The sequence below is a fragment of the Micromonospora yongxingensis genome (genome assembly GCF_052601155.1).
The window spans coordinates 15,139-38,046 of sequence record NZ_JBQXEO010000035.1; the positions used below are offsets into that span (position 1 = coordinate 15,139).

Annotated in this window: 23 protein-coding genes; 10 read left to right on the forward strand and 13 right to left on the reverse strand. The window is 71.4% G+C overall.

From position 1 onward, the window contains the following. Positions 1 to 18 precede the first annotated feature (18 nt). The 3 genes from ACTWLT_RS29110 to ACTWLT_RS29120 form a co-directional block, all read right to left on the reverse strand. Entirely contained in the window at positions 19 to 939 is a 921-nt protein-coding gene (locus ACTWLT_RS29110; RefSeq protein ID WP_445321122.1) for an NAD-dependent epimerase/dehydratase family protein, read from the reverse strand. 84 nt (positions 940 to 1,023) lie between these two features. Continuing rightward, positions 1,024 to 1,428, reverse strand: a complete 405-nt coding sequence (locus tag ACTWLT_RS29115) for a hypothetical protein (protein ID WP_445321123.1) — start codon at positions 1,426 to 1,428, stop codon at positions 1,024 to 1,026. 360 nt (positions 1,429 to 1,788) lie between these two features. Continuing rightward, on the reverse strand, positions 1,789 to 2,412 hold the full coding sequence (locus ACTWLT_RS29120) for a TetR/AcrR family transcriptional regulator (RefSeq protein WP_445321124.1): 624 nt from the start codon (positions 2,410 to 2,412) through the stop codon (positions 1,789 to 1,791). A gap of 109 nt (positions 2,413 to 2,521) precedes the next feature. On the opposite strand from ACTWLT_RS29120, the gene ACTWLT_RS29125 reads away from it, so the two are divergent. From ACTWLT_RS29125 to ACTWLT_RS29140, 4 genes are all read left to right on the forward strand, one after another. Next, positions 2,522 to 2,989, forward strand: coding sequence for a MarR family winged helix-turn-helix transcriptional regulator (locus ACTWLT_RS29125; RefSeq protein ID WP_445321125.1), 468 nt, complete (start codon positions 2,522 to 2,524; stop codon positions 2,987 to 2,989). Beyond that, positions 2,986 to 4,626, forward strand: coding sequence for an MDR family MFS transporter (locus ACTWLT_RS29130; protein WP_445321126.1), 1,641 nt, complete (start codon positions 2,986 to 2,988; stop codon positions 4,624 to 4,626). The genes ACTWLT_RS29125 and ACTWLT_RS29130 overlap by 4 nt, the downstream gene beginning before the upstream one ends. A 105-nt stretch (positions 4,627 to 4,731) precedes the next feature. Continuing rightward, on the forward strand, positions 4,732 to 5,592 hold the full coding sequence (locus tag ACTWLT_RS29135; RefSeq protein WP_445321127.1) for a phosphatase PAP2 family protein: 861 nt from the start codon (positions 4,732 to 4,734) through the stop codon (positions 5,590 to 5,592). Between the two features lie 2 nt (positions 5,593 to 5,594). After that, a complete protein-coding gene (locus ACTWLT_RS29140; protein ID WP_445321128.1) occupies positions 5,595 to 6,179 on the forward strand; it encodes a hypothetical protein in 585 nt (194 codons plus the stop codon). 57 nt (positions 6,180 to 6,236) lie between these two features. Here the strand turns inward: ACTWLT_RS29140 and ACTWLT_RS29145 are convergent, their stop codons facing one another. Next, positions 6,237 to 9,467, reverse strand: a complete 3,231-nt coding sequence (locus ACTWLT_RS29145) for a S8 family peptidase (RefSeq protein ID WP_445321129.1) — start codon at positions 9,465 to 9,467, stop codon at positions 6,237 to 6,239. 182 nt (positions 9,468 to 9,649) lie between these two features. Between ACTWLT_RS29145 and ACTWLT_RS29150 the strand changes: the two genes are divergently transcribed. Continuing rightward, the gene (locus tag ACTWLT_RS29150; protein ID WP_445321130.1) at positions 9,650 to 10,150 is read left to right on the forward strand and encodes a SigE family RNA polymerase sigma factor; all 501 of its coding nucleotides are present in this window, start codon (positions 9,650 to 9,652) and stop codon (positions 10,148 to 10,150) included. Beyond that, positions 10,143 to 10,850: a hypothetical protein gene (locus tag ACTWLT_RS29155; protein ID WP_445321131.1), complete on the forward strand. Its 708-nt coding sequence runs from the start codon at positions 10,143 to 10,145 to the stop codon at positions 10,848 to 10,850. The genes ACTWLT_RS29150 and ACTWLT_RS29155 overlap by 8 nt, the downstream gene beginning before the upstream one ends. 56 nt (positions 10,851 to 10,906) lie before the next feature. Here the strand turns inward: ACTWLT_RS29155 and ACTWLT_RS29160 are convergent, their stop codons facing one another. From ACTWLT_RS29160 to ACTWLT_RS29175, 4 genes are all read right to left on the reverse strand, one after another. After that, a complete protein-coding gene (locus ACTWLT_RS29160; RefSeq protein WP_445321132.1) occupies positions 10,907 to 13,735 on the reverse strand; it encodes a PQQ-dependent sugar dehydrogenase in 2,829 nt (942 codons plus the stop codon). An 88-nt stretch (positions 13,736 to 13,823) separates the two neighbouring features. Then, the gene (locus ACTWLT_RS29165; protein WP_252414722.1) at positions 13,824 to 14,993 is read right to left on the reverse strand and encodes a ThuA domain-containing protein; all 1,170 of its coding nucleotides are present in this window, start codon (positions 14,991 to 14,993) and stop codon (positions 13,824 to 13,826) included. Positions 14,994 to 15,230: 237 nt separating this feature from the next. Continuing rightward, positions 15,231 to 16,046, reverse strand: a complete 816-nt coding sequence (locus tag ACTWLT_RS29170; RefSeq protein ID WP_445321133.1) for a CPBP family intramembrane glutamic endopeptidase — start codon at positions 16,044 to 16,046, stop codon at positions 15,231 to 15,233. 36 nt (positions 16,047 to 16,082) lie between these two features. After that, the gene (locus ACTWLT_RS29175; protein WP_445321134.1) at positions 16,083 to 16,826 is read right to left on the reverse strand and encodes an SAM-dependent methyltransferase; all 744 of its coding nucleotides are present in this window, start codon (positions 16,824 to 16,826) and stop codon (positions 16,083 to 16,085) included. A gap of 101 nt (positions 16,827 to 16,927) precedes the next feature. Here ACTWLT_RS29175 and mug point away from each other — a divergent pair, with 101 nt between their 5' ends. Continuing rightward, positions 16,928 to 17,497, forward strand: a complete 570-nt coding sequence (gene mug / locus ACTWLT_RS29180; RefSeq protein WP_445321135.1) for a G/U mismatch-specific DNA glycosylase — start codon at positions 16,928 to 16,930, stop codon at positions 17,495 to 17,497. Between the two features lie 102 nt (positions 17,498 to 17,599). Here mug and ACTWLT_RS29185 read toward each other — a convergent pair whose 3' ends face one another. Together ACTWLT_RS29185 and ACTWLT_RS29190 are read right to left on the reverse strand one after the other, a co-directional pair. Continuing rightward, complete coding sequence (locus ACTWLT_RS29185; protein ID WP_445321136.1) at positions 17,600 to 18,265, reverse strand: response regulator; 666 nt, start codon at positions 18,263 to 18,265, stop codon at positions 17,600 to 17,602. Beyond that, complete coding sequence (locus ACTWLT_RS29190; RefSeq protein WP_445321137.1) at positions 18,262 to 19,050, reverse strand: sensor histidine kinase; 789 nt, start codon at positions 19,048 to 19,050, stop codon at positions 18,262 to 18,264. The genes ACTWLT_RS29185 and ACTWLT_RS29190 overlap by 4 nt, the downstream gene beginning before the upstream one ends. A gap of 169 nt (positions 19,051 to 19,219) precedes the next feature. On the opposite strand from ACTWLT_RS29190, the gene ACTWLT_RS29195 reads away from it, so the two are divergent. Genes ACTWLT_RS29195 through ACTWLT_RS29205 form a run of 3 tightly spaced genes read left to right on the forward strand, consistent with a single transcriptional unit; the run spans position 19,220 to position 21,317 of the window. Next, a complete protein-coding gene (locus tag ACTWLT_RS29195) occupies positions 19,220 to 19,933 on the forward strand; it encodes an ABC transporter ATP-binding protein (protein ID WP_445321138.1) in 714 nt (237 codons plus the stop codon). Beyond that, a complete protein-coding gene (locus ACTWLT_RS29200) occupies positions 19,930 to 20,679 on the forward strand; it encodes a hypothetical protein (protein ID WP_445321139.1) in 750 nt (249 codons plus the stop codon). The genes ACTWLT_RS29195 and ACTWLT_RS29200 overlap by 4 nt, the downstream gene beginning before the upstream one ends. Beyond that, entirely contained in the window at positions 20,676 to 21,317 is a 642-nt protein-coding gene (locus ACTWLT_RS29205; RefSeq protein ID WP_445321140.1) for a hypothetical protein, read from the forward strand. The genes ACTWLT_RS29200 and ACTWLT_RS29205 overlap by 4 nt, the downstream gene beginning before the upstream one ends. Before the next feature lies 1 nt (position 21,318). On the opposite strand, the gene ACTWLT_RS29210 is transcribed toward ACTWLT_RS29205, so the two are convergent. Genes ACTWLT_RS29210 through ACTWLT_RS29220 form a run of 3 tightly spaced genes read right to left on the reverse strand, consistent with a single transcriptional unit; the run spans position 21,319 to position 22,853 of the window. Next, on the reverse strand, positions 21,319 to 21,843 hold the full coding sequence (locus ACTWLT_RS29210) for an SRPBCC family protein (RefSeq protein ID WP_445321141.1): 525 nt from the start codon (positions 21,841 to 21,843) through the stop codon (positions 21,319 to 21,321). Continuing rightward, entirely contained in the window at positions 21,840 to 22,202 is a 363-nt protein-coding gene (locus ACTWLT_RS29215; RefSeq protein WP_445321142.1) for a metalloregulator ArsR/SmtB family transcription factor, read from the reverse strand. Before ACTWLT_RS29215 ends, ACTWLT_RS29210 begins: the two co-directional genes overlap by 4 nt. Positions 22,203 to 22,223: 21 nt before the next feature. Beyond that, positions 22,224 to 22,853, reverse strand: coding sequence for a class I SAM-dependent methyltransferase (locus ACTWLT_RS29220; protein WP_445321143.1), 630 nt, complete (start codon positions 22,851 to 22,853; stop codon positions 22,224 to 22,226). Between the last annotated feature and the right edge of the window lie 55 nt (positions 22,854 to 22,908).

A 22,908-nucleotide genomic window follows, 5' to 3' on the forward strand; every position in this document is an offset into this window, starting at 1 on the left:
CGCAGGATGGGGTGATCCTCATGTCCGTTGAGAGCCGGCGAAGGTCTCCCGGATCGCCGGGTCCAGCGATCGGCCGGTCATCGGCTCGATGAACAGTTCGGCGAGCAGGAGGTCGGCGAGGTGGCTCGGGTTGATGCCCGACTCTTTGCGGCCGAGGGCCTGCAACGCGCCGCCAAGTCGCAGGGACGCCTTCACCGCGCCGGCCGGCAGGCGGGTGACCCGACGGCGTCGGCCGACTGCCTCGGCGATGCGCCCGATCATGTCGTCCCAGGTCAGGTTCTCGTCGGCGACCGGGATGTCGTCACCGCGGGCCTGCTCCAGAGCATCCACCGCGACCTCGGCGACGCTGCGCGCGGAGGCTGCGGCCGTCCCGCCGGTGGGGGCGACCAGGGGTGTACGGGACCGTGCCCACCGGTCCAGCGGACCGGCCCAGTTCGGCAGCCGGTCGCCGGCCCGGCCGAAGACGAAAGGCAGTTCGAGCACCGCAACAGGTAGCTCCGGGCCGGCCGCCGCTCGTCCCTCCCGGGCCTGCTCGACGCGGCATCGGATGTACGTGTGGCGGGCCGGGAGGTGCAACTGCGGGTGCAGCCGATCGTAGTAGGTGTAGTACGAGCCCATGATCACTGCCCGGGTGAGGCCCTCCTGGCGGGCGGCGGTGAACAGGCGCACGACAGGCTCGACGTTGTCCCGGCGGAACTCCGGATAGATCGGCTTGCGCAGCGGTCGCTGCTCGTCGGTGCGGGTGGCGTACACCACGCCGTCATGACCGGCGAGCAGCGGACGCAGTTCCTCGGTCGAGGCGGACCCGACATCGAGCAGATGATCAACACCCGGACGGGCGGTACGCGCCACCGTGGTCGGGGTATGGCCTCGCTCGCGCAGCACGTCCACGACATGGGCGCCGATCAGACCGCTTCCACCCACCACAAGAATTCTCACGCCGAATCGTCCACCCTGGAGCCTGCTGCTTGTCAAGGTCCGAGTGGCGTCAGCCGAGGATGTCCACCGGTTTGGGCTTCTTGGTCAGCCCAAGTAGTAACTCGCCCTCCAGCGGGTTTCCTCGGCTACGGAGAAGGTGTCGAAGTCGCCAGCGGCCTCGCATTCCAGCAGATAGCGGAGTGCTTCTGCGGCGTCGTCGGAGCCGTCGGCCTCCAAGTGCGCCCTGGTGGCATCCAGTCCTGCTCCGCACAGCAGCTGGACGTCGATCGAGCAGTGAGCATCCCAGCTCGATTCCTTGGCTCGCCAGATGACGAGCACGTCGCTCAACTGGCCGGCGTTGAACAGCTGCACGCAGCACAGCTTCATGAGTTCGGTGTCCTGGTCATCCTGCCCCAGGTCCGTCTGGGCACGGAGTATTTCGCGGATGCGGGGCAGGTCCGCACACGACGGCTGTAGGCCGTAGCGGCGAAGGCTCTCGTCCTCGTCCACGGGTCTCCCTTGCTGGAACCGTTCCGGCGGGCTTCGTCCGCACGGTCAGTGCGGCTCCTCGTCCTCGTCGTCTCGCATCAGGACGTCGAGGTCTTCCGGGCGCATCCGCTTGATCTGTGTCTCCAGCTTGCGGCTGTACTGCCGATCATTGGGATCCATGCCGTTGCGAGCCCGAGAGCTGCGGCCATATTCCTGAAGGAAGGACCCCAGCTCTCGGCGTATGCGTTCTCGCCGGCTCGACATCGGTGCCACTGTAGGGACGTCAGGGCGGCTCTCGCCTTCCAATATCAGCTCAAGCAGTGGCGTGGCCTGGGTCTGAGCGCAGGTGCGCCCCTTCCGTAGCTGGCCGAGGCGATCGGGCTAACTGTCGGCGACGGCTCGGTGGCCCCCGAGGGTCGTCGCGGGAGCGGCTTCGGCGAGGGCGGTGCGGACGGTCTCCAGCAGCGGGTCGCCCGGGTGCTCGATCCACTGCTGGACGGCGACCCGCAGGATGGCCAGGAAGGTCGCGGCCAGGAGGCGGGAGCGCAGCGCCACGTCGGTGCCGGTGAGCCGGTGGGCGAGTTCTCCGGCCAGTTCGCGCTCGATCGCGGCGTACGCCGCTACCTGGTGTGGGGCCAGGCCGGGGTGCCCGCGTAGCTTCCGGCGTTGGGTCAGCCAGGAGATCTCGGGACCGGCGCCGAACATCTCCTCGGTGAGGCGTTCGGCCGCCCGGCTCAGCACGGTCCACGGCGGCTCGGTGGCGGGCTGTTCGCGGATCAGCTGCAACAGCCGGTGCAGGCGCATGGTGTCGCCGTGGAAGAGCGCCTGTTCCTTGTTCGAGAAGTAGTTGGAGAAGGTCCGCCGGGAGACGTTGGCGGCGTCGGCGATCGCCTCGACGGTCACGGCGTCGATCCCCTGGTCGGCGGCGAGGCGCAGGGCCGCCTCGTGCAGGGCGAGGCGAGTGGCTGCCTTCTTGCGCTCGCGCAGCCCGGTGGTCTCGTCCATCGCCACGAGGATACGTGGGGGTGATGAACTTCTCAATGCGCAAACTTGCGTACTGCGCAAGATCGCTAGATGCTTGCTTGAGGCAACCAACTCGGATGGGGGAGCAGGCGTGGACAGCGGCGTTCGTGAACTCGGCCTTCGCCTGTACGACCTCGTCAGAACCGTTCGGCTGCTGAAGCAACGCCGGGCCGACGAGCGGCCGGCGATCCCGGCGGGCCTGCTCGGCATGCTCGTGCAGATCGATCAGCGCGCCAGCGGCTGCCACGCCCGTGAGCTGGCCCAGCAGACTCGGCTCGACCCGTCGACCGTCAGCCGCTCCGTCGCGGCGCTCGTCGCGCAGGGCCTGGTCGAGCGGCGGCCCGATCCCACCGACAAGCGGGCGACCTTCCTGGCGGTCACCCCGGCCGGGCGGGCCGCCCTGGCCGACAGCCACGGCTGGTACGGCGAGGTGCTCGATCGAGCGCTCGCCGACTGGACTCCCGGCGAGGTGAGGGCGCTGAGCGCCGCCCTCGGCCGGTTCGCCGGCGACATCGAGGTCGCCCTCGGAAACCACGACAACCTGGAGGCCGCGCGATGAGCGCACCCACCATCACGACCGGCGCTGAGCCGATGACCCATCGGCGGACGCTGGAGGCACTCAGTGGCCTGCTGCTGGTGCTGTTCGTCGCGATGCTGAGCAGCACGGTCGTCTCGACCGCCCTGCCGAAGATCATCGGATCGCTGAACGGCTCGCAGAACCAGTACACCTGGGTGGTCACCGCGACCCTGCTGACCGCGACCGCGACCACCCCGATCTGGGGCAAACTGGCCGACCTGTTCAACAAGAAGATCCTCATCCAGGTCGCCATCGTGGTCTTCCTGCTGGGCTCGGTCATCGCCGGCTTCTCGCAGAGCGCCGGCCAGCTCATCGCCGCCCGCGCGTTCCAGGGCATCGGCGTCGGCGGTCTGCAGGCGCTCGTCCAGGTCGCTATCGCGGCCATGATCCCTCCGCGTGAGCGGGGCCGCTACAACGGCTACCTCGGCGGCGTCATGGCCGTCGCGACGGTCGGCGGCCCGCTGCTCGGCGGCCTCATCGTCGACACGTCCTGGCTCGGCTGGCGCTGGTGCTTCTTCGTCGGCGTGCCGGTCGCCGCCATCGCGCTGATCCTGCTCCAGGCCACCCTGCACCTGCCGACGGTACGGCGCGAGAACGTCAAGATCGACTACCTGGGCGCGAGCCTGATCGCCGCCGGCGTCAGCGTGCTGCTCATCTGGATCTCCTTCGTCGACGGCTCGTTCGCCTGGGCCTCCTGGCAGACCGCCGCCATGGTGGGCGGCTCGCTCGTCCTGCTCGCCCTGGCGGTCTGGGTCGAGTCGCGTGCGGCCGAGCCGGTCGTCCCACTCGGCATCGTGCGCCAGCACACCACCGCACTGGCCATCCTCGGCAGCCTCGCGGTCGGCATGGCCATGTTCGGCGGTGCCGTCTTCCTCGGCCAGTACTTCCAGATCGGCCGCGGCTACAGCCCGACGGAGGCGGGCCTGCTCACCATCCCGATGATGGCCGGTGTCCTCGGCTCCTCCATCGTCGCGGGCCGGCTGATCAGCAGGACCGGGAAGATCAAGCCCTACATCGTCGCCGGTTCGATCCTCCTGGTCGGCGGATTCGCACTCCTCGGCACCATCGACCACCAGACGTCGCTCGTCCTGGTCGGCGCCGCCATGTTCATCGTCGGCGTGGGCGTCGGCATGACCATGCAGAACCTCGTTCTCGCCGTTCAGAACACCGTCGCGCTCAAGGACATCGGCGCGGCCAGTTCCAGCGTCGCGTTCTTCCGGTCGCTCGGGGGCACCATCGGCGTGTCCGTGCTCGGCGCCGTGCTCGCCCGCCGGGTCGGCGACCAGATCACCCACGACCTGGCCGCCGCCGGTATCCCCGCCTCCGCCAGCGGGGGTGGCAGCAACCTCAACATCACCGCGTTGCCCGAGGGAATCCAGCACATCGTCCGGGCCGCGTACGGCGACGCCACCGGGCACATCTTCCTCATCTCCGCGGCCATCGGTGTTGTCGGCGTCATCGCCGCGCTTCTGCTCAAGCCGATCACCCTGCGGACCAGCCTCGACCTGCCGGACCCCGCCACGTCGACGGCCGTCGCCGCCGACGCGGTCGACGGTGCTCCCGCCTTCGACCAGGTGCGCATCGACGCCGCGCAGGAGGAAGCGACCCGCCGGCGCTGACACGGGGCTGTACGACCCGGGGCCGCCGCCGTCCGAGGACGACGGCGGCCCCGGTCTGTCCGGCGAGGGCCGGCACCAGTTGAACGTGACCGAATCGAGGAGCTTGTGGATATCGCGGAGCTGGCAGCGGCACGGCCGGCGGCATCCGGCCAGCGGGCCGCTCCACTACGCCGGGCGCTGCGCGAGTTGGGGCTCGTCGCCGCGCTGTTCCTCGCCTACAAGGTGGCGCGGGTGGCGGTGGCCGGCCGGGTGTCGACCGCGATGGGAAACGGGGAGTGGATCTGGCGGGTGGAGCGCCTGTTCCATCTGCCCGACGAGGCCGCCGTCCAGCGTCCCGTGCTGTCGCACGACCTGTTGGTGCACCTGGCCAACGGCTACTACGCGTACGTGCACTTCCCCGCCACGGCCCTCTGCCTGATCTGGCTGTACGTGCGACACCCGGTGCGCTACCTCTGGACGCGTCGGATGCTCGCCGGGCTCACCGCGGCGGCACTGGCGCTGCACCTCCTGGTTCCGCTGGCGCCGCCGCGACTGACGGCCCTCACCGGCATGGTGGACACCGGCAGCCGCTACGGGCCCGCCGTCTACGGTCCACCCGACACGGACGCGTTGAGCAACCAGTACGCCGCCATGCCGTCCCTGCACGTCGGGTGGGCACTCGCGGTCGCCGTCGCGCTCATCGCGGTGACCGGTGGGCGCCTGCGGTGGCTGTGGCTGGCGCACCCGCTCGTCACGATGCTGGTTGTCGTGAGCACGGGCAACCACTACTGGCTCGACGGCATCGTCGCGGCGGTGCTCCTCACCGCCGTCTGCCTGGTGCTGCCCACGCCGATCACCGTGACGGGCGAGGAGCCGGCGCCGATCACCGGCCGACGCTACCGTGGGGATGGCTCGAAACGGTCACCGGATCGTCGTGGGTCCCGTGGAGACGGGAGCTTCGAGTGCCACGGCTCTGAACGGGGATGAGGATGCCTGAACCGCGAGCCTTCTGGCTCGACGAGCAGTTCGACCGCGAGCACGGCACCGACGGCCGGGGTCGCTTCGAGGCCGAGGTGCTCAGGCGGGTCGACGAGTTCGCCGACGCCTGGGGCGACATCGCGCCGGTCGCGTTCGCGGCGACGGCCTGGCGGCTGGCCAGCGAGTTGTCGCCCGGCTTCGTCCGCTGGCACCGGCGGATCGTCTCGGCGACCTGCACGCGAAGCCCGTGGGACGGGAGCATGGTCTGCGCGGCGACGGTGATCTCCGGATGGCCGGCCGAACTCACCTGGACGAAGCAGTGGCAGCGCGACCGTGGTTGGCGGGACTGGCCCCAGTTGTTCGGCCAGTACACGACACCGACGGAGCAGGATCTGACGCGCAGTCCGCATCTGCGCGCGATGCTTCAGGTGGAGGCGCCGGTCCCGCTCGACGACCTGCCACCGCCCCCCGACGGCCCGGACGATTCCGTCGCCCCCGCCGCGCGCAGGGCCGTCACGGTGCTGGCTCGGGAGCTCAACGACCTCCTCGCCCCGATGGTCGGTCAGCTCGAAGCCGGGGTGCCGGCAGGCTCCTGACAATGGGGCGCCGGGGAGCCCGGGGCGACGGCGGCCGCCCCGGACTCCACTGACGGATCAGGCGATCCGGTAGGCCCGCTGGATCGTCTGCGTCACCGTGTTGCCGGCGGTGTCGGTGGCCGTCACGCGCAACGAGACGAAGCCGGCCCGTCGCGGGTGACTGATGAGGGCGACACCGCGCAGCACCGGCAGCGCCACCCACGTCCTGCCGTCGTCGAACGACGCAGAGACGCCGAGCGCCCGGTTGGGCGCCGCCGTCGAGCCGCTCTGCCGGTCCAGGGTCACGGGGATGCTCATGGTCCTGCCCGCCCGGGCGGTGTTGGTGTCGTCGAGCCTGGGTGTCGGCCGGGCCGTCGTCAGCGGCAGCCGTTGCGGTGACGCGGTGTGCGCCGAGGTGAAGGTCCAGGCCACCGAGACCGACGTCGACAGGGTGTCCGGTGCGCCGCGGGTGACGGTCGCCTCCAGGCGGTAGTCGGCCTGGGCGGCGGGCACCGCGAACTCCGCCCACGGGCTGTCGGAGGTGCCGATCTCCGTGCCGTTGCGGGACAACCGGACGCGGACCGGCAGGTCGTCCCGGTTGGCGGGCCGGCCGGTCGCGTCACCGAACAGCGGCAGCGACGCGATCGAGATGGTGTCGCCGTCGCGGCCCGCGTACCCGAGCGGCGTCAGGGCCGGCGCCTGGGCGACCGTGGGGCCGAACGGGGCCGCGTTCCAGGTCTGGGTGTACGTCCTACCCGGCTGGAAGGTGGACTCCTGCAGGGCCAGGTTGTCGCCTTCGAGGAACGTGGACGTCCAGGTGATGCCGCCGTCGGTGTTGTAGTACTCGGTGCCGTGGAACGGCAGGTCGATGGGCGTGTTCGAACCGATCGGGCCCGAGCCGCCGGGAGCCGCCGCGCGGTGGAACCGGATGGCGGTGCCGGTGCTGGCCTGGCTCCGGTAGGTCGCCGTGACGGTGGCGAGGTTCTTCGGCGACAGCGTCGTGGACAGGCCCGTGAACATGTCGCCCGGGCGGACGTACGCGAGGTCGTACGTGTAGGGGCTGTTGCGGAAGGTCTGGTCCCTGCCGGGCCGGGCGAGCCCGACGCCGAGAGTCGCGGTGAACTCGGGGGCCGCGACGGCGGGGCCGATCCGGCCGAAGAAGACCTCCGCGAACGACGTCCCGCTGAGCTGGACGCCGGGGTAGCGGAAGCCGTCGTCCCAGTTCGCGCTCACGTTGATCGAGGTGGGTGCGGCGTCGCGCTGGGGCACCGTCAGGGCGACCGGCTTGGCGGTGCGGGCGTCGAGCTTCTCGGTGACCGGGCCGCGGACGTCCAGGACGGGCTGCGCGAGCAGGGTCGACACGTCGCCCTCGTGGATGGTGCTGTAGAGGGCGTAGCGGCCCTTGGGCAGCCGCAGGACGCCGCCGCCCGGTTCCCCGGCGAGGCTGCTGAACTCGCCGGTGGTCAGGCTCGCCGCCACGGTCGCGTACTGGGTGGCCGGCCTGCCGTCGCGCCCGGTGTGGTCGAGCCGGACGTCGTAGCTCTCGATCTCGCGGTTGAGGGCGAACGGCGTGCGTACCCGCAGGTCCCCGGCACCGGTGGCGGTCAGCGCCCCCTGGTAGACGCCGTCGGGGGCGTCCACCCGGGTGTCCACGGTGATCGTCGCCTGGGCGCGGCCGCCGGCCGGCACCACCAGGGTGTCCGGGCTGACGGTGAGCATGCCGGCCGGGGCCGGGGCGACGGCCAGCGACAGGGTGACCGGCGCGGTGCCCGTGTTGCGGTAGCCGACGACCTGGGTGATCGGGGTGTCGTCGGCGTGGGGCCAACGCTGGACCGGGAAGTCGATGGCGGCGACGTCGGCGGCGATCGGCTGGGCGACGGCGCGGGCGATGTCCACGCGGCCGGCGCCCTGCTCGTAGAGGCTGTCGTCGCCGGCCGGCTTGGCCGAGTCCATCAGGGCGGCCTTGAGCTGCGGGCCGGTCCAGTCGGGGTGCTGTCCGGCGAGGATCGCGGCCGAGCCCGCGACGTGCGGGGTGGCCATCGACGTGCCGGACATGGGGGCGTAGCCGCCACCGGGGGCGGCTGCCACGATGTCGACGCCCGGCGCGCTGATCTCGGGCTTGATGTGGTTGTCGCCGAGGCGGGGGCCTCTGCTGGAGAAGTAGGCCCGCTGGTCGTCGGCGTCGACGGCGGCGACGGCGAGCGCGTCGTCGGCGGTGGCCGGTGAGGACACGGACTTCGGCTTGCCCTCGTTGCCGGCGGCGACCACGAAGAGCGTGCCGTACCGGCGGCTCAGGTCCTGGACGGCGGTTTCGAGGGGGTCGAGGCCGGGCGCGTCGGTGCCGCCGAGGCTCACGTTGACGACCCGTGCCTGCGGTGCGAGCCACTGCATGCCGGCGATGATGTCCGAGTCCTGGCACTCGGTGGTGGCGCAGACCTTGCCGACGAGCAGTTTCGCGCCCGGTGCCACGCCGCGGTACCTGCCCTCGGAGGCGGTGCCGCTGCCCACGATGGTCGACGCCACGTGGGTGCCGTGGCCGACGGCGTCGGCGGGGTCGTTGCCGCCGGTGAAGTCGCGGACCTCGGTGAGGTGCCCGGCGAAGTCGGGGTGGCTGGCGTCGATGCCGGTGTCGAGCACGCCGACGGTGACGCCGGTGCCGTCGAAGCCGGCCTGCCAGGCCGCCGGAGCGCCGATCTGCGGCACGCTGCGGTCCAGTGAGAGCCGACGTTTGCCGTCGAGCCAGATGTGGGTGACCCCCGGGGCGAGGGTGCGCCCGGACGGCGTGGCGCGGGTCAGCGACGACCAGAGCGTCACCCGGTCGTCGCGGTCGGCCCGCACGGCGAGCGCGCGGGCGGCGGGCAGGTCGGCCCGCACGCGGGCGTCGCCCCCGACGGTCGCGGTCCGCGCCCGCGCCGCCATGTTCTCCGGGTACGCGACCAGCAGCGGCAGGTCGGCCGCCCGGTCGTCGTAGCCGAACCCGCCCAGCTCGGTGAGGTCGAACAGCCGACGGTCGATCCGCCCGTCGTGCAGCAGCGGCACGGCGTCGACGGGAACGACGTGCTGGTGGCCGCCCTCCCGACTGGTCACGAACCGCATGCCGGCCCGTCCCGGTCCCGGCGTGATCTCCGGGCGGCCGTTGGCGTCGAGGGACACCCGGTCGCCGGTGATGAGCGTGAAGGTGCCGGGCGTGCCGGAGACGGGGGCCGCTGGCCTCTCCTGCGCCGCCGCCGAGCCGGCCGTCAGGCCCGCCGCGACCAGCGCTGTGGTGAGCACTCCGGCCGTCAGGGCGCGTCGTTGACGTCGTCGCACATCGTCCTCTCCGCCACGGGTGTCTCCCGGGACGGCACGATGACGCCTGGACGAACTCCGGGGTTGATCTTCCGAGGCGTGACCGTGATCACAAACAAGGCCCGCGCCGGTTCGTGCGGATCGCACCGGCGGGTTGCATGCGCGGTGACCACGGAACATTGGCTGGGGAGGGCGCAGGTCAGATGCGTGATGCCGAGGAGTTCGACGCCCTCTACGCCGCCTGTGCCGGGCGGATCGTGGGTCACGTCTACGCGCTGACCGGCAACCGCAGCGAGGCGGAGGACGCCGTCGCCGAGGCGTTCATGCGGGCCTGGCAGCGCTGGCACACCGTACGGGAGGCCGACAGCCCGGAGGCGTGGATCCGCACGGTCGCCTCCCGCGCGGCGGTGAGCAGTTGGCGCAAGACGTTCAACCGGTTGCGCGCACACCACCGGGCCGCCGTCGACCAGAGCGTGCCCGGGCTCAGCGAGAACCACGTCGCCCTCATCCAGGCGCTGCAACGGCTCAGCGCCAACGAGCGTCGCGCCGTGGTGCTGCACCACCTGAACGATCTCAGCGTCGCCGAGGTGGCAGCCGAGATGCGGGCGCCCGTCGGAACCGTCAAGTCGTACCTCGCCCGTGGTCGCCGAGCGATGGCCGGGATGCTGACCGAGGCGTACCAGGAGGAGACCTCCCATGGTTGATCCGCACGACGACCTCACGGCGATCGTCGACGAGGTCCGGCGAGTCACGACGCTGCCCGGGGCACAGACGTTGCGCCGCCGCAGCGACCGGCGTCGGCGCCGGCGGGCGGCCGTCACCGGCGCGGGGTTGGCCGTGCTGGCCGTGACCGCCGGCGCCACCCTGCTGCAGGCACGCGCCGGCGTCGAGACGCCGGACCCGGGTGTCGGCACGGCCGGCGTGGCGTCGCCGTCGGTCGTCGCGTCCGCGACCGCCCCGGCGGGGCCGCAGGAGATCCTCGGCGGCCGCCGGCAGGTCCGGATCCTGGTGCCCGGCCTGGCCGGGGCCGCGTTGGCGACCGGTCGGACCGACGACCGGGTGCGCGCCAGCGCCGAGACGGGTGCCGACGAGCGGTCGCTGTGGGTGCTGCGCCCCGAGGGGGACACCTTCCGGATCGTCGCGGCCACACCGGCCGGCGCCGATCGGGTCTGCATGACCGTCGTGCACGACGCCGCGCCGGGCAGCGTCCGCGGCCGGGCGTGCGACCCGACCGCGCAGACGCAGCTGTTCCGGATCGAACGGGTCGCCGACGGCAGCTACTCGATCTTCCAGGGCAGGCGCTACGTCCAGGTGGTCGACGGCACGAACGCCCTGGTCCCCGACCTGCCCGAGGCCCTGACCACCACCTACGAGTTCGAGGACCGCGGTCCGTCGGGCCCGTGACGGTTGCCGGCCCGCGGGCCCGGCCTGGTGCGTGACCAGGCCGGGCCCGTCGTGCGTCAGCCGGTCAGGGTGAACTTCTCCCACGGCCCGATCGCCGTGCGGTTGGCGATCAGCGCCGCCGCACCGGCGTTCTCGGCGGCCACGATCTGGTTGTTGGCCAGAGCTCGGAGGCTGACCGTCCCGTCGGAGTTGGTGATGAGCTGGAAGGTCTCCCACGGGCCGATCGCCGCACGGTTCGCGATCAGCGGCGCCGCACCGGCGTTGTCGGCGCAGACGTACAGGCCGTTGACGCGCGACCGCAGGGCGATGGTGCCGTTGCCGGCGTCGACCCGGTCGAACTGCTCGGACAGCCCGACGGTGGCCGCCTTCGCGATGAGCGGTGCGGCGCCGCCGTTGTCAGCCGTGACGTACTGGCTGTTGATCTGCGCTCGCAGGCTGACCGCCCCGCCGCCACCGGAGCCGGTGGTGAAGGTGAACGAGTCGACGTCGAACAGGTTGCCGGCCCCGCCTTTGAACACCAGGAACAGCGTGGTCGTCGCCGCGGGTGCGTTGGTGATCGCGCCGGAGACGGTCGTGAAGGTCTCCCAGCCGCCGGTCACCGGCACCGCGACGCTGCCCAGCAGGGTGCCGGTGGCGGATCCGGCGCGTACCTCGATGGTGCCGCCGGCGCCGGCCGAGGAGACACGCGCGGCGAACCGGGTGGCGTTGGCCAGGTGGTACGGCTGGTACGAGATCCAGTCGTTGTTCTCGATGAACCCGGCGGTCCGGCCGCCCTCGGCGCTGGCGTGGTCGGCGATCTGGACGCCGGACTGGGCGCCGAAGTGCTCGCCCTGCCGGTGCTTCGGTTGCAGCGTCTTGATGCTGTGCGTGGTGAGCCCGCCGTTGTCGGTGTACGAGGCGTCGAAGACCCCGTAGATGTTGGCCGCCGTGTCGTGCTCACCGTCGACCGGGATGGTGATGGTGCCGCTGCAGCCGGTCTTCGAGGTGATCTGGTGGGCGTGGCTGTCGTGGCCCAGGGCGTAGCTGACGGTCACCCGTCCGCAGTTGATCGTGCCGTCCTGCGGGTCGCTCACCGTGACCTGGAACGGCACCGTGTCCCCGAAGTTGAAGAGCTGCCCGTTGGTGGGCAGGGTGAGCGACACCGTCGGGGCGGTGTTGCCCACGGTGATCACCAGGCTTGCCGTGCCGGACAGGCCGGTGGGGTCGGTGACCTTCAGCGTCGGGGTGTACGTGCCGTTCGTGGTGTACGTCTTGGTCGGGTTGGCCGCCGTCGACGTCGTCCCGTCACCGAAGGTCCACAGGTAGCTCAGCGCCCCGCCCTCCGGGTCGGAGCTGCCGGCCGAGGAGAAGGTCACCGTCAGCGGGTTCGACCCCGAGGTGGGGTTCGCCGAGGCGACCGCGACCGGGCTGCGGTTGCCGCCGCCGATGTGCTCGACGCGGTACAACGCCTGGTTGTTCGCGCCGGTGCCGTAGTCCAGCACGTAGAGCGCCCCGTCCGGCCCGAAGGCCATGTCCATCACCTGGGTGCCGGTCCACGGGAAGTCGGAGATCGCCCCGCGCGAGCCGTCGGCGTTGACCGCGATCGCCTTGATCCAGCGGCGGCCGTACTCGCCGGCGAAGAACTGGCCGTCCAGCGACGCCGGGAACTTGACGCTGGAGTTGAGACCGGCGTTGTACCGGTACACCGGCCCGCCCATGGGTGACTCGGAGCCGCCGCCGAACTCCGGCGGCGACCCGGCGTCGCCGTACTTGATCCAGCTCGCCTTCGCCGCGGGCAGGGTGGTGAGCCCGGTGTTGCGGAACGAGTTGTTGGTCGGCCCGCCGGCGCAGTTGTACTTGGCCTGCGACGGCCCCGACGGGAAGGTGTACTCGTTGTACGTCTCGGCGGCCGTGTTGGTGCCGGTGCAGTACGGCCAGCCGTAGTTGCCGGGCCCGGTGATGCGGTCGAACTCGACCTGGCCGCCGGGACCACGGTTCGGGTCGCCGGCTCCGGCATCGGGGCCGTAGTCACCGAGGTAGACGATGCCGGTCGGCTTGTCGACGCTCATCCGGAACGGGTTGCGGAAGCCCATCGCGTAGATCTCCGGACGCGTGCGGGCCGTGCCGGGCGCGAACATGTTGCCCGCCGGGATCGTGTACGAGCCGTCCGGCTGCGGCTTGATCCGCAGCACCTTGCCCCGCAGGTCGTTGGTGTTGCCCGACGAGCGCTGGGCGTCGAACTGCGGGTTGCGGTCGGTCCGCTCGTCGATGGGCGTGAACGAGTTGGACTCGAACGGGTTGGTGTCGTCGCCGGTGGTCAGGTACAGGTTGCCGGCGGCGTCGAAGTCGATGTCGCCGCCCACGTGGCAGCACTGGCCCCGGTCGTTGTCGACCTGGAGCATGATCCGCTCACTGCCCAGGTTAAGCGTGTCATCGGTGTTGAGGGTGAACCGGGACAGCCGCAGGTGCCCCTTCCACCGGTCGAAGTCCGCCGCCGTCCCGTTGGCCGGCGCGTCGCCGGCAGGGGTGTTCAGCGTGGGTGAGTAGTAGAGGTAGACGAACCGGTTGGTGGCGAAGTTGGGGTCGACGGCGACGCCCTGCAGGCCCTCCTCGTCGTGGGTGTAGACGGCCAGGGTGCCGGCGACCTTGGTGTTGCCGGCCGCGTCGGTCACACGGACGGTGCCGTTGCGGGCGGTGTGGATCACCGAGCGGTTCGGCATGACGGCCAGGGACATGGCCTCGCCAAGCTCCGCTCCGCCGGTGGCCAGGGTGACCTGCTGGTAGTCGGCGGCGGGAATGACGGCCGCCTGGGCGGGCGACGGGGCGGCCAGGGCAAGGGTGACGCTCGCGGCGGTGGTGAGCGCGGCGACGAGCGCCCGGGGCCAGCGCCGGGGGTGTGCGGGCATGATCGTCCTTTCTCGACGACCGGGGGTCGGGGCGCGCGGGGGCGCGCCACGGCCGGGGTGGTGGTGGCGTGGGGTGGACCGGGCGGGGTCAGCCGGTGACGAGGTCGAACTTCTCCCACTGGCCGATGCCGGTGCGGTTGGCGATCAGCGCGGCGGCGCCCGCGTTCTCCGCGACGACGTACCGGTTGTTCACCAGGGCCCGGAGGCTAACCGTGCCGTCGGAGTTGCGGACGAGCTGGAACGTCTCCCAGGCGCCGGCGGAGGCCCGGTTGGCGATCAGCGGTGCGGCGCCGGCGTTCTCGGCCGCGACGTACATGCCGTTGGCCTTGGCGCGCAGCGCCACGTTGCCGCCGCCGAGGTCGACCAGGTCGAACCGCTCGGTGGTGCCGATGGCGCTCCGGTTGGCGATCAGCGAGGTGGTGGCGTTGGGCGCGCTGACGTACTGGTTGTTGGCCCGGGCACGCAGGCTGGAGCCGCTGGGCGGCGGGGTGGTCGTGCGCGGCGAGCAGTCGGCCGTCACGGCGCCGGAGGCGACCCGGAGACCGCCGAGCAGCATCCGGGTGAAGTTCGAGTCGGCGTACGACTCCTCGGTGTGGCCGAGACCGGTGTACCAGGCCCGTCCGCCGCCGTAGGCCCGGCACCACGTGATCGGGTGGTCGCCCATGCTGCCGCCGCTGTAGGACGACTCGTCGAGGCTGGCCAGGACCCGCACGTTCGGCCGGGGGTTGGTGCGGTAGTTGTACCACTCGTCGCTGCGGACCCAGGTGTCGGACAGGTGCGCGGTGGAGGGGTTCGTTCGGTCCTCGACGCGGATGGTGGCGGACTGGATCGCCGGGTGCGAGCTGAACCACGCCCCGACCAGCCCGCCGTACCACGGCCAGTCGTACTCGGTGTCGGCGGCGGCGTGGACGCCGACGTACCCGCCGCCGGCGGCGATGTAGGACTCGAACGCCGTCTGCTGGGTGGCGTTGAGGACGTCGCCCGTCGTCGACAGGAAGACCACCGCCTGGTACTGCGCCAGGTTGGCGGTGGTGAACTGGGCGGCGTCCTCGGTCGCGGTCACGGTGAATCCGTTGGCGGTGCCGAGCTGCCGGATGGCGGCGATGCCGTTGGGAATGGACGAGTGCCGGAACCCGGCGGTCTTGCTGAACACCAGGACCTTGGTCAGCGGTGCCGCCGAGGCCGGGGCCGGCAGGGCCACCAGGGTGGCCAGCAACACGGCCAGGCCGGTGATGAGTGCTAAGGCACGGGAACGCATGCTCTGCTCCTCTGCTGAGCGTCGGCCCGGGCGTGCACGTCACTGGCGTGCGGGCTCGCCGAGGGCCGGGTTGGCGGTTGGTACGGAGCCGGGCCGCCGATGCTCGGCTGAGGCGGTGCAGGTGCTGCGGTGCGGTCGGCGCGTCGACCGGCCAGTGTGGACGGCCGGAGACACATCGACTTGGATCGCTGAGGCAGTTAACCTCCGATGTCTAAGCCCCGTCAAGCCCGCGTCTCGTCAACCGGTCGGGTCGGGTTCGAGGGCCCGCCAGTTCAGGCGGTCGCGGTGGAGCCGCTCGATGGCTGCCCAGCCGAGCGCGAACGGTACGGCGCCCATGGCGACGACACCCAGCACGCCAGCGCCGGTCACGTCGAAGACGGCCCCTACCTCGCCGAACAGCTGGGCGACGGTCTGGAAGGCCAGGTGGAAGCCGATGCCCGCCCAGACGTCGCCGGTGGCGGCGCGGAAGCCACCCAGCAGGAGCGCGAAGACGAAGAAGAGCAGGAGCCTGTCGAGGGAGGTGGCGGCGCCGACGACGAACCCGAACAGGGTGAACAGCACAGCCTGCCCGAGGACGGCCTGCCAGGCCGGAAGCCGGGTGGCGAGGTTGCGCTGCAGGTAGCCGCGGAAGACCAACTCCTCCGGCAGCGCCTCGTACAGGAGGACGAGGACGAGGAGCAGCGCCGCGACCCGCACGGCATCCGACGCGGAGGTCCGCAGGCTGATCTCGACCCAACCGAGGCCGAGGCAGAGCGCGAACCCGATGGCGGCGGGGACGAGCCAGCAGGCCATGCCCAGCAGAAGGCGTCGCCAGCCGGCACGCAGGGAGGGCAGCCCGAGGCCGGTCCAGCCACGACGGTCGAGCAGCCGGCGGGCGGCCACCACCAGGGGGACGACGAGCACCGTCGTGAGGATCGCCCTGGCCACGTGGGTCGGGCGGTCGTGGTCACGACCCGGCAGGGCACCGTGGTAGAGGAACAACCAGACCAGCACGGTGCCGGCGAAGACGATGAGGATCCGCCAGTGCAGGGCGAGGCGAGGGGCGCCGCTCACCACGCGCAGCGTAGCCACCGGCGTCAACGGCGGTTCTCAACGGCCGAGGACGAGGTACGCGAGGCCGAGGACCCCGCGATAGCCGCCGACGTACTGGCGCAGCCGGTCGTCGAGTTCCGCCCGGACCTCCGCCGCGCGATGGTCCGTCGGATGCCTCAGCAGCCACTCCTGCCGACCCGCGAGCCAGGTCGACTCGAAGTCGTCCCACTCGCGTTGGTCGGCGGTGCTCAGGTGCAGGACCCGCCAGCCGTGCTCGCGGGCCGCCTCGACGAGGCCCGGAAGGTCGGTGGTTTCCGCTCCGAAGATCTGTTCGACCTCCGCCGTGGGGGACCGTTCCCAGAACGCCGCGCCGAACAGCAGCCGGCCCCCGGGCCGGAGCACGGTGGTGAGCGCGTCGAGGGCCGCGTCGGTGCCGCCGAATGCGTGCGCGGCGCCGATGGAGAGAACCCGGTCGGCCGGCTCCTGCCAGGTCGCCGCTTCCCCCATCACGAAGGCGACGTGCCGGTTCAGCGACCGGCTCGCGGCCAGCCGTCGTCCCCGGGCCAGTGCGGCGTCGTCGGTGTCGACGCCGACGCCCCTCGTCGCGACCGGGCCGGCGACACCGCCAGCGGCGACGGCCCGGAGCAGCAGCTCACCCCAGCCGCAGCCGAGGTCGAGGACGCGCGAGCCGGGGCGTACGTCGAGCCGTTGCACCAGCAGGGCCGCGTGCTCCTCCGACAGTGGCGTGTTCCAGCGCATCCGGGCGTAGCGGCTGCGAGCGAGGTCGTCGGTTGACTGCATCCGTCGAGGGTCCCAAGTCGTGATCGACGGCGCTCGTCCAGGGCCGCCCCGGCGTCCGGAAGCGGTGACCGGCCGGCGTGCCGTACGGCAGGATCGGTGCCATGGAGGCGGGCGGGTCGGGGCCGTTCCGGCGGCCGACGCCACAGGAGGTGGCCGCGGCGGCCGGCCGAGGGCTGGCGGACGTGATCGGCCCGGATCTGCGGGTGCTGTTCTGCGGCTTCAACCCGGGTCTCTACTCCGCCGCGGTGGGGCACCCCTTCGCGCGGCGGGGCAGCCGCTTCTGGCCCGCCCTGCACCGTTCCGGTTTCACCGACCGGGAGCTGCACCCGTGGGAGCGCGACGAGCTGCTGCGGCAGGGCGTGGGCATCACCAGCCTCAGCAACCGGGCCACGGCCCGCGCCGACGAACTGACGCGGGCGGAGTTGGTGGCCGGGGTGACGGGGCTGGCGGTGAAGGCCGAGCGGTACCGGCCGCGGTGGGTGGCGATCCTCGGGGTGACCGCGTACCGGATCGGCTTCGTGCGGCCGCGGGCCGGGCTGGGCCCGCAGCCGGATCTGCTGGGCCCAGCACGGGTCTGGGTGCTGCCCAACCCCAGCGGCCTGAACGCGCACTTCCCGCTGCCGGCGCTGACGGCCGAGTTCGCCGCGCTGTACCGGGAGACCGACGCCTAGTCAGGCGCGCTACTACCTGGTCACCGGCCCCGAAACAGTGCGGAGCGGGTAGCTCTGCTTCGTGTCGGAGCCAGACGATCGATGCAGACCATCACGTTCAGGTCAGGGGCGTGGCCGCACCAGCCCTGCGTCGAACGCCGCGATCACCAGCTGCGCCCGATCACGCACGGTCAGCTTCGCCATCAGGTGCGTGATGTGCGTTTTTACCGTCTTCACCGATATCGTCAGGGCAGTGGCGATCTCGTCGTTCGACAAGCCGCCGCCGATCAGTGTCAGCACCTCCACCTCGCGGCCGGTCAGCCGCCGCAGTCTCGGCGACGGCCTATCCGGCCGTGGTGCTGCGACGTAATGCGCGACGAGCCGGGTGAGGATCGACGGCGCGAACAGCGATTCACCGCGGTGGGTACGGCGGATCGCCTCGATCAGTTCCTCGGGACGGGCGTCCTTGAGCAGGAAACCGGACGCGCCCGCGTTCAGTGCCTCGTAGACGTACTCATCGAGCTCGAACATGCTCAGGACCAGGACGCGGGCGGAGGACAGTGCCGGATCCGTGCAGATGCGGCGGGTAGCCTTCAGGCCGTCGAGGTGCGGCATCCGTACGTCCATCAGGATGACGTCCGGGCGGGTGGTCCGCGCGCACGACACGGCGTGTGCGCCGTCGCCGGCCTCGCCGACGACAGTCAGGCCCGGCTCGTTGTTGATGATCATGGCGAGGCTATGTCGCAGCAGCGGCTGGTCGTCCACCAGCAGTACGCGGATGTCGTTCACACCGCCTCGTCCGGGATCCTCGCGGTGACGCGGAAGCCCGCGTCGACCCGCTCCGTCGATAGCGTTCCGCCGAGACTGCCGACCCGCTCCCGTAACCCGGCCAGCCCGTGTCCGGCGCCAGGCGATGCCCGCCATTCGTCGACTGGGCCGCTGTCCGCCGCCGTGACCACCACGGATGTTCCGTCCCGATACACCCGCACCCCTACGTCCGTCGGTCCCGCGTACCGCGCCGCGTTGCTGAGCGCCTCCCGCACGGTCTTGCAGACGGCGACTTGTGCACCCTGCGATACCGGGCCGAGCGGCTCGACCGTCAGCCGTGCCCGAAGCCCGGCGCGCGACGCCGCGTGCACGATGCCGGGCAGGTCGTCGAGGTTGTCCACCGGCGCACGGCGGCTCGCAACCGACGGCTCGCGCAGGACCGTGAGCATGCGGCGTAGCTCGGCTGTGGCGTGCCGGCTCGCCTCCTCGATGTCGGTGAGCGCCGCCTCGACCTCCGCAGGCTTGGGTAGATGTCGGGTCGCCGCCGCGCGGACCGTGATCAGACCCAAGCCATGCGAGACGATGTCGTGCAGGTCCCGGGCAATCCGCAACCGCTCGGCGAGCACCGCCTCGGATGCCGCCCAGGCGGTCAGCCGTGATTCGTAGGCGGTTCGGTCGGCGCGTGACCGCCGCACAGCCCACAGCGCAGCCGCGACAGCGCCGCCGACTATCAGCGGTGGCAGTACGAGCGCGAACGGCCCCTGCGCGCCGACCGTGCACATGGACATCACCAGGACGCTGATCACCACGGCAACCGCCGGCATGGCCCTGGACCGCCGGGAGGGGCGCGGATGGGCGTTCACCACCCCGACTGTAGTTCTCAGACCAGGGTCTGACGGTCCGTGGGCCGACTCGGCCGTCGGGATCCGAGAACGGTCCGATGCGCGAGGGCCGGAACCCCCGTTGACTCGGCTTATGATCACGATCGATCACGTCAGCAAGACCAAGAGCAGGACGCAGATCCTGTACGACGTCACCTTCGAGGCCCGACCCGGCCGGGTCACCGGCTTCCTCGGGCCGAACGGAGCCGGGAAGACGTCGACGTTACGTGTCCTGCTCGGCCTGGACCGCCCCCAGAGCGGGACCGCGCTGATCTGCGGGCGCCGCTACCAGAAACTGGACCGTCCGCTCATGACTGTCGGCGCGCTGCTCGACGGCAGCGGTGCGCACCGGGCCCGCACGGCCCGCGCCCACCTGCGCTGGGTGGCCGCCAGCAACGGCCTGCCCGACTCCCGTGCCGATGAGGTCCTCGAGGTCGTGGGCCTGACCGGCGACGCGCGGAAACGCGCCGGCCGCTTCTCCCTCGGCATGAGCCGCCGGCTCGGGCTCGCCACCGCGCTGCTCGGCGATCCTGCGGTGCTGGTCCTCGACGAACCGGTCAACGGCCTCGACCCGGCCGGGATTCGCTGGATGCGGGAATTTCTCCGAGACAGCGCCGCGCAGGGCCGCACGGTCCTGCTCTCCAGCCACCTGATGGGCGAGTTGGCCGAGATCGCCGACGACGTCATCGTGATCGACAAGGGCCGGATCGTGATCCAAGGCGGACTCGCCGACGTCATCGGCGATCACCGCACGCTCGAGGACGCCTTCTTCGAGCTGACCGCTACCGAGGCCGGTGGCCCGTGGTGAGCCCGGTCCGCGCCGAACTCCGTAAGCTGCTCGGCCTGCCCACCGCCTGGATCGGCTTGGTGCTGGGCACGTTGACAGCACCCGCGGTCATCCTGCTGAACGCGCCCTACACCCGCCGTGCGATCGCCGCCGGCACTCTCACTGACACGTCCGACCTGGGCCTACGCGACCTAGGTATCGGCCTGATCGGTCCGATCGTCCTCGGCGTGATCGTGGTGAGCAGCGAATACACGTCCACCGGTCAGGACGCCCCCGGCGCCCGCCAGCTCACCGCGACGCTCGCCGCAGTTCCCAACCGGCTGCGTCTGCTCGTGGCGAAAGCCACCGCGCTCGTGCTGGTCGTCGCGGCCCAGGCGGCGGTCACCACAGCCGCCACACTCACCCTCACCCAGGTGCTGCACGGCGAACACGCGCCGGCACCCGCCCCGGCCCGAGTCGCCGCCGCGATCCTCTACTGGACGTTGACCGCACTACTGGCGTATGCGATCGCGCTGATTACTCGCAACGGCATCGTGCCGCTGACGCTACTGATCATCAACAGCTCCGTCGTATCAGTGTCGTACCTGCTGACGAAGGTCACCGACCTCGCCTCCTATCTGCCGGACATCGTCGGAGCGCAGATGTTCATCGGCAGCGCGGGCTTCCCCGTCGAGATCGCCCCGGTGACCGCCGGCCTGGTGATGACGGCCTGGGTCGTCGCGTTACTCGCGGTCGGCGCGGTCCTGTTTCAGCGGCGGGACGTATGAACACCGCCCGCGCTGAACTGCGCAAACTGCTGACCCTGCCGTCGCTGCGCCTGACCGCACTACTGACCTGGACCGCCAACCTGCTGCTGACGTACATGTACGCGTCGGCCGAGTTCCACCGTGATTCGCTCGGCGAGGCCGCAGCCTTGGCCCCACTCGGCTACACCCAGGCCGGCTTCCTGGTGCTCGGCGTGCTCGCGGCCGCTTCCGAGCACCAGGAGTGCGGCCAGATCCGCACCACGCTGCTCGCGATGCCTCGGCGCCTGCCTCTGCAGGCGGTGAAGGCCGTCGTGCTGGCTGTGGTGGCGCTTCCGGTGGCCGCCGTGGCAGCGGCCACCAGCACCCTTGCGGGCGGTGCGGGTACGTGGATGCCGGCCGCGACGGCCTACCTGATGCTCACCACGCTGCTGGGGGCGGCAGTCGCCAGCGTCGTTCGCCGCGTGGTGCCCGCCGTGATTCTGCTGCTCGGTCTGTACTTCATCGCAGGCCCGCTGCTACGGGCCCGGACCGGCACCAACGCCGCCTACCTACCGGACACGGCCGCCCTCGACCCGTCCCACGGTGCCGCCGCCACGATCACTTGGACACTCTGCGCACTGACGCTCGCCGCTGTCACCTTCCGCTGTCGCGACGCTTGATCTAGGCGTGCTGGGCGGCGTCGGGCGTCTCCTGGGCGGCCAGCGCCTGGTAGTAAGACTGCATCGCGGGGTGGTACTCGTCGAACTCGGGGCGGGGTGAGCCGTCGCGGGAGGCGACAAGCATGTCCAGGTAGTACTCCCAGCCGGCCCCCACCTCGGCGATGCCCTCCACGCTGGTCAGGTGCTGCACGAACCGCAGCTCGGTGCTGCCGTCGGCCTCGGACAGCTCCATCTCCAGCAGCCAGTGCCCGTAGCTGTCGATCATCGACACGGCCAGGCGCCGCTGCGGTTCGCACGCGTCGATGCGCACCTCACACCAGGGCTGCTGCTCCTCGTACGCCATCTGGACCCGGATGGTCCGGCCGGGCGCGGCGTCGCCCTCCCAGGGGCCGAACCAGCGGGCCGTGCGCTCCGGTTCGGTCAGGCTGGCCCACACGTCCGCCGTCGGGGCGCGGAACGTGCGGGTGAGGACGAGATCGTGGCCGGTGGCGGTGCGGAACAGTCGTCCGGCGGGTGTACGGGTCATGCCGTGTGCTCCCTTCGGTGCTCCGCCGGGCCGCGGCTGCGGCGTTCTCGGCGGGTTCGATAGACCTCGGTCTCCAACGCGTCGAGGTGCCGCTCCCACCGGTCGGCGGTGACGAGCTCGGCGAGCCAGTCGACCAGTTCGGCGAGCGGGCCGGGATCGAGGCGGTAGATCCGTCTGCGGCCGACCAGTTCGTCGCGGACGAGCCCGCTCTCGCGCAGCACCCGCAGGTGGCGGCTGATCGCGGGTCGGCTGATCGCGAACCGCTGGGCGATGTCGCCGGCGGCCAGTGGCTCGTCGCGCAGCATGGTCAGGATGCGTCGCCGTACCGGGTCCGCGATCGCGGTGGCCACCTCGTCCACCACCAAAGCGTAACCTATGAGTTACGGTTTCCGTGCGAGCAGGAAGCCCTGCGCGGACTTCTCGTTGAGGCCGGGCTCGCGGACCAGCCTCGCCACCTCCACCAGCCCGGCCCGCGTCACCAGCTCCGCGACCACGTCCATCGGCACCCAGTAGACGTCGAGCGACACGTCGTGCCCGTACGCGTGGGTCAGCTCCCGCCGCTCGTCACCGACCTTGAACGCGATCAGCAGGTGACCCCCGCTCGCCAGCACCCGGTGGAACTCGGCGAACGCGACCGGCAGCAGCTCCGGCGGCGTGTGCACCAGCGAGTACCAGGACACCACCCCGCCCAGCTCCCCGTCGGGCAGGTCCAGGGCGGTCATCGTGCCGACCTCGAAGCGCAACCCCGGGTACGTCCGGCGGGCCACCTCGATCATCGCGGGGGACAGGTCGATGCCGAAGGTGTCCACCCCGAAACCCGCCAGGTGTGCGGTGATCCGGCCGGGACCGCAGCCCACGTCGGCCACCGGGCCGGTCACCACCTCGGCGTACGCGGCCAGCATGGCCCGGTCCCAGGGGCGGACGGCCAACTCGTCGTGCAGCAGCTCGGCGTAGTCGACGGCGACGGTGTCGTAGGAGGCGCGGGTGGCGTCGAGGCGGTCGGAGATCATGGCCCTGCACGGTAGTGGACACCTCCGACGTGGCGAGGTGCTGCGTCGATGGTGG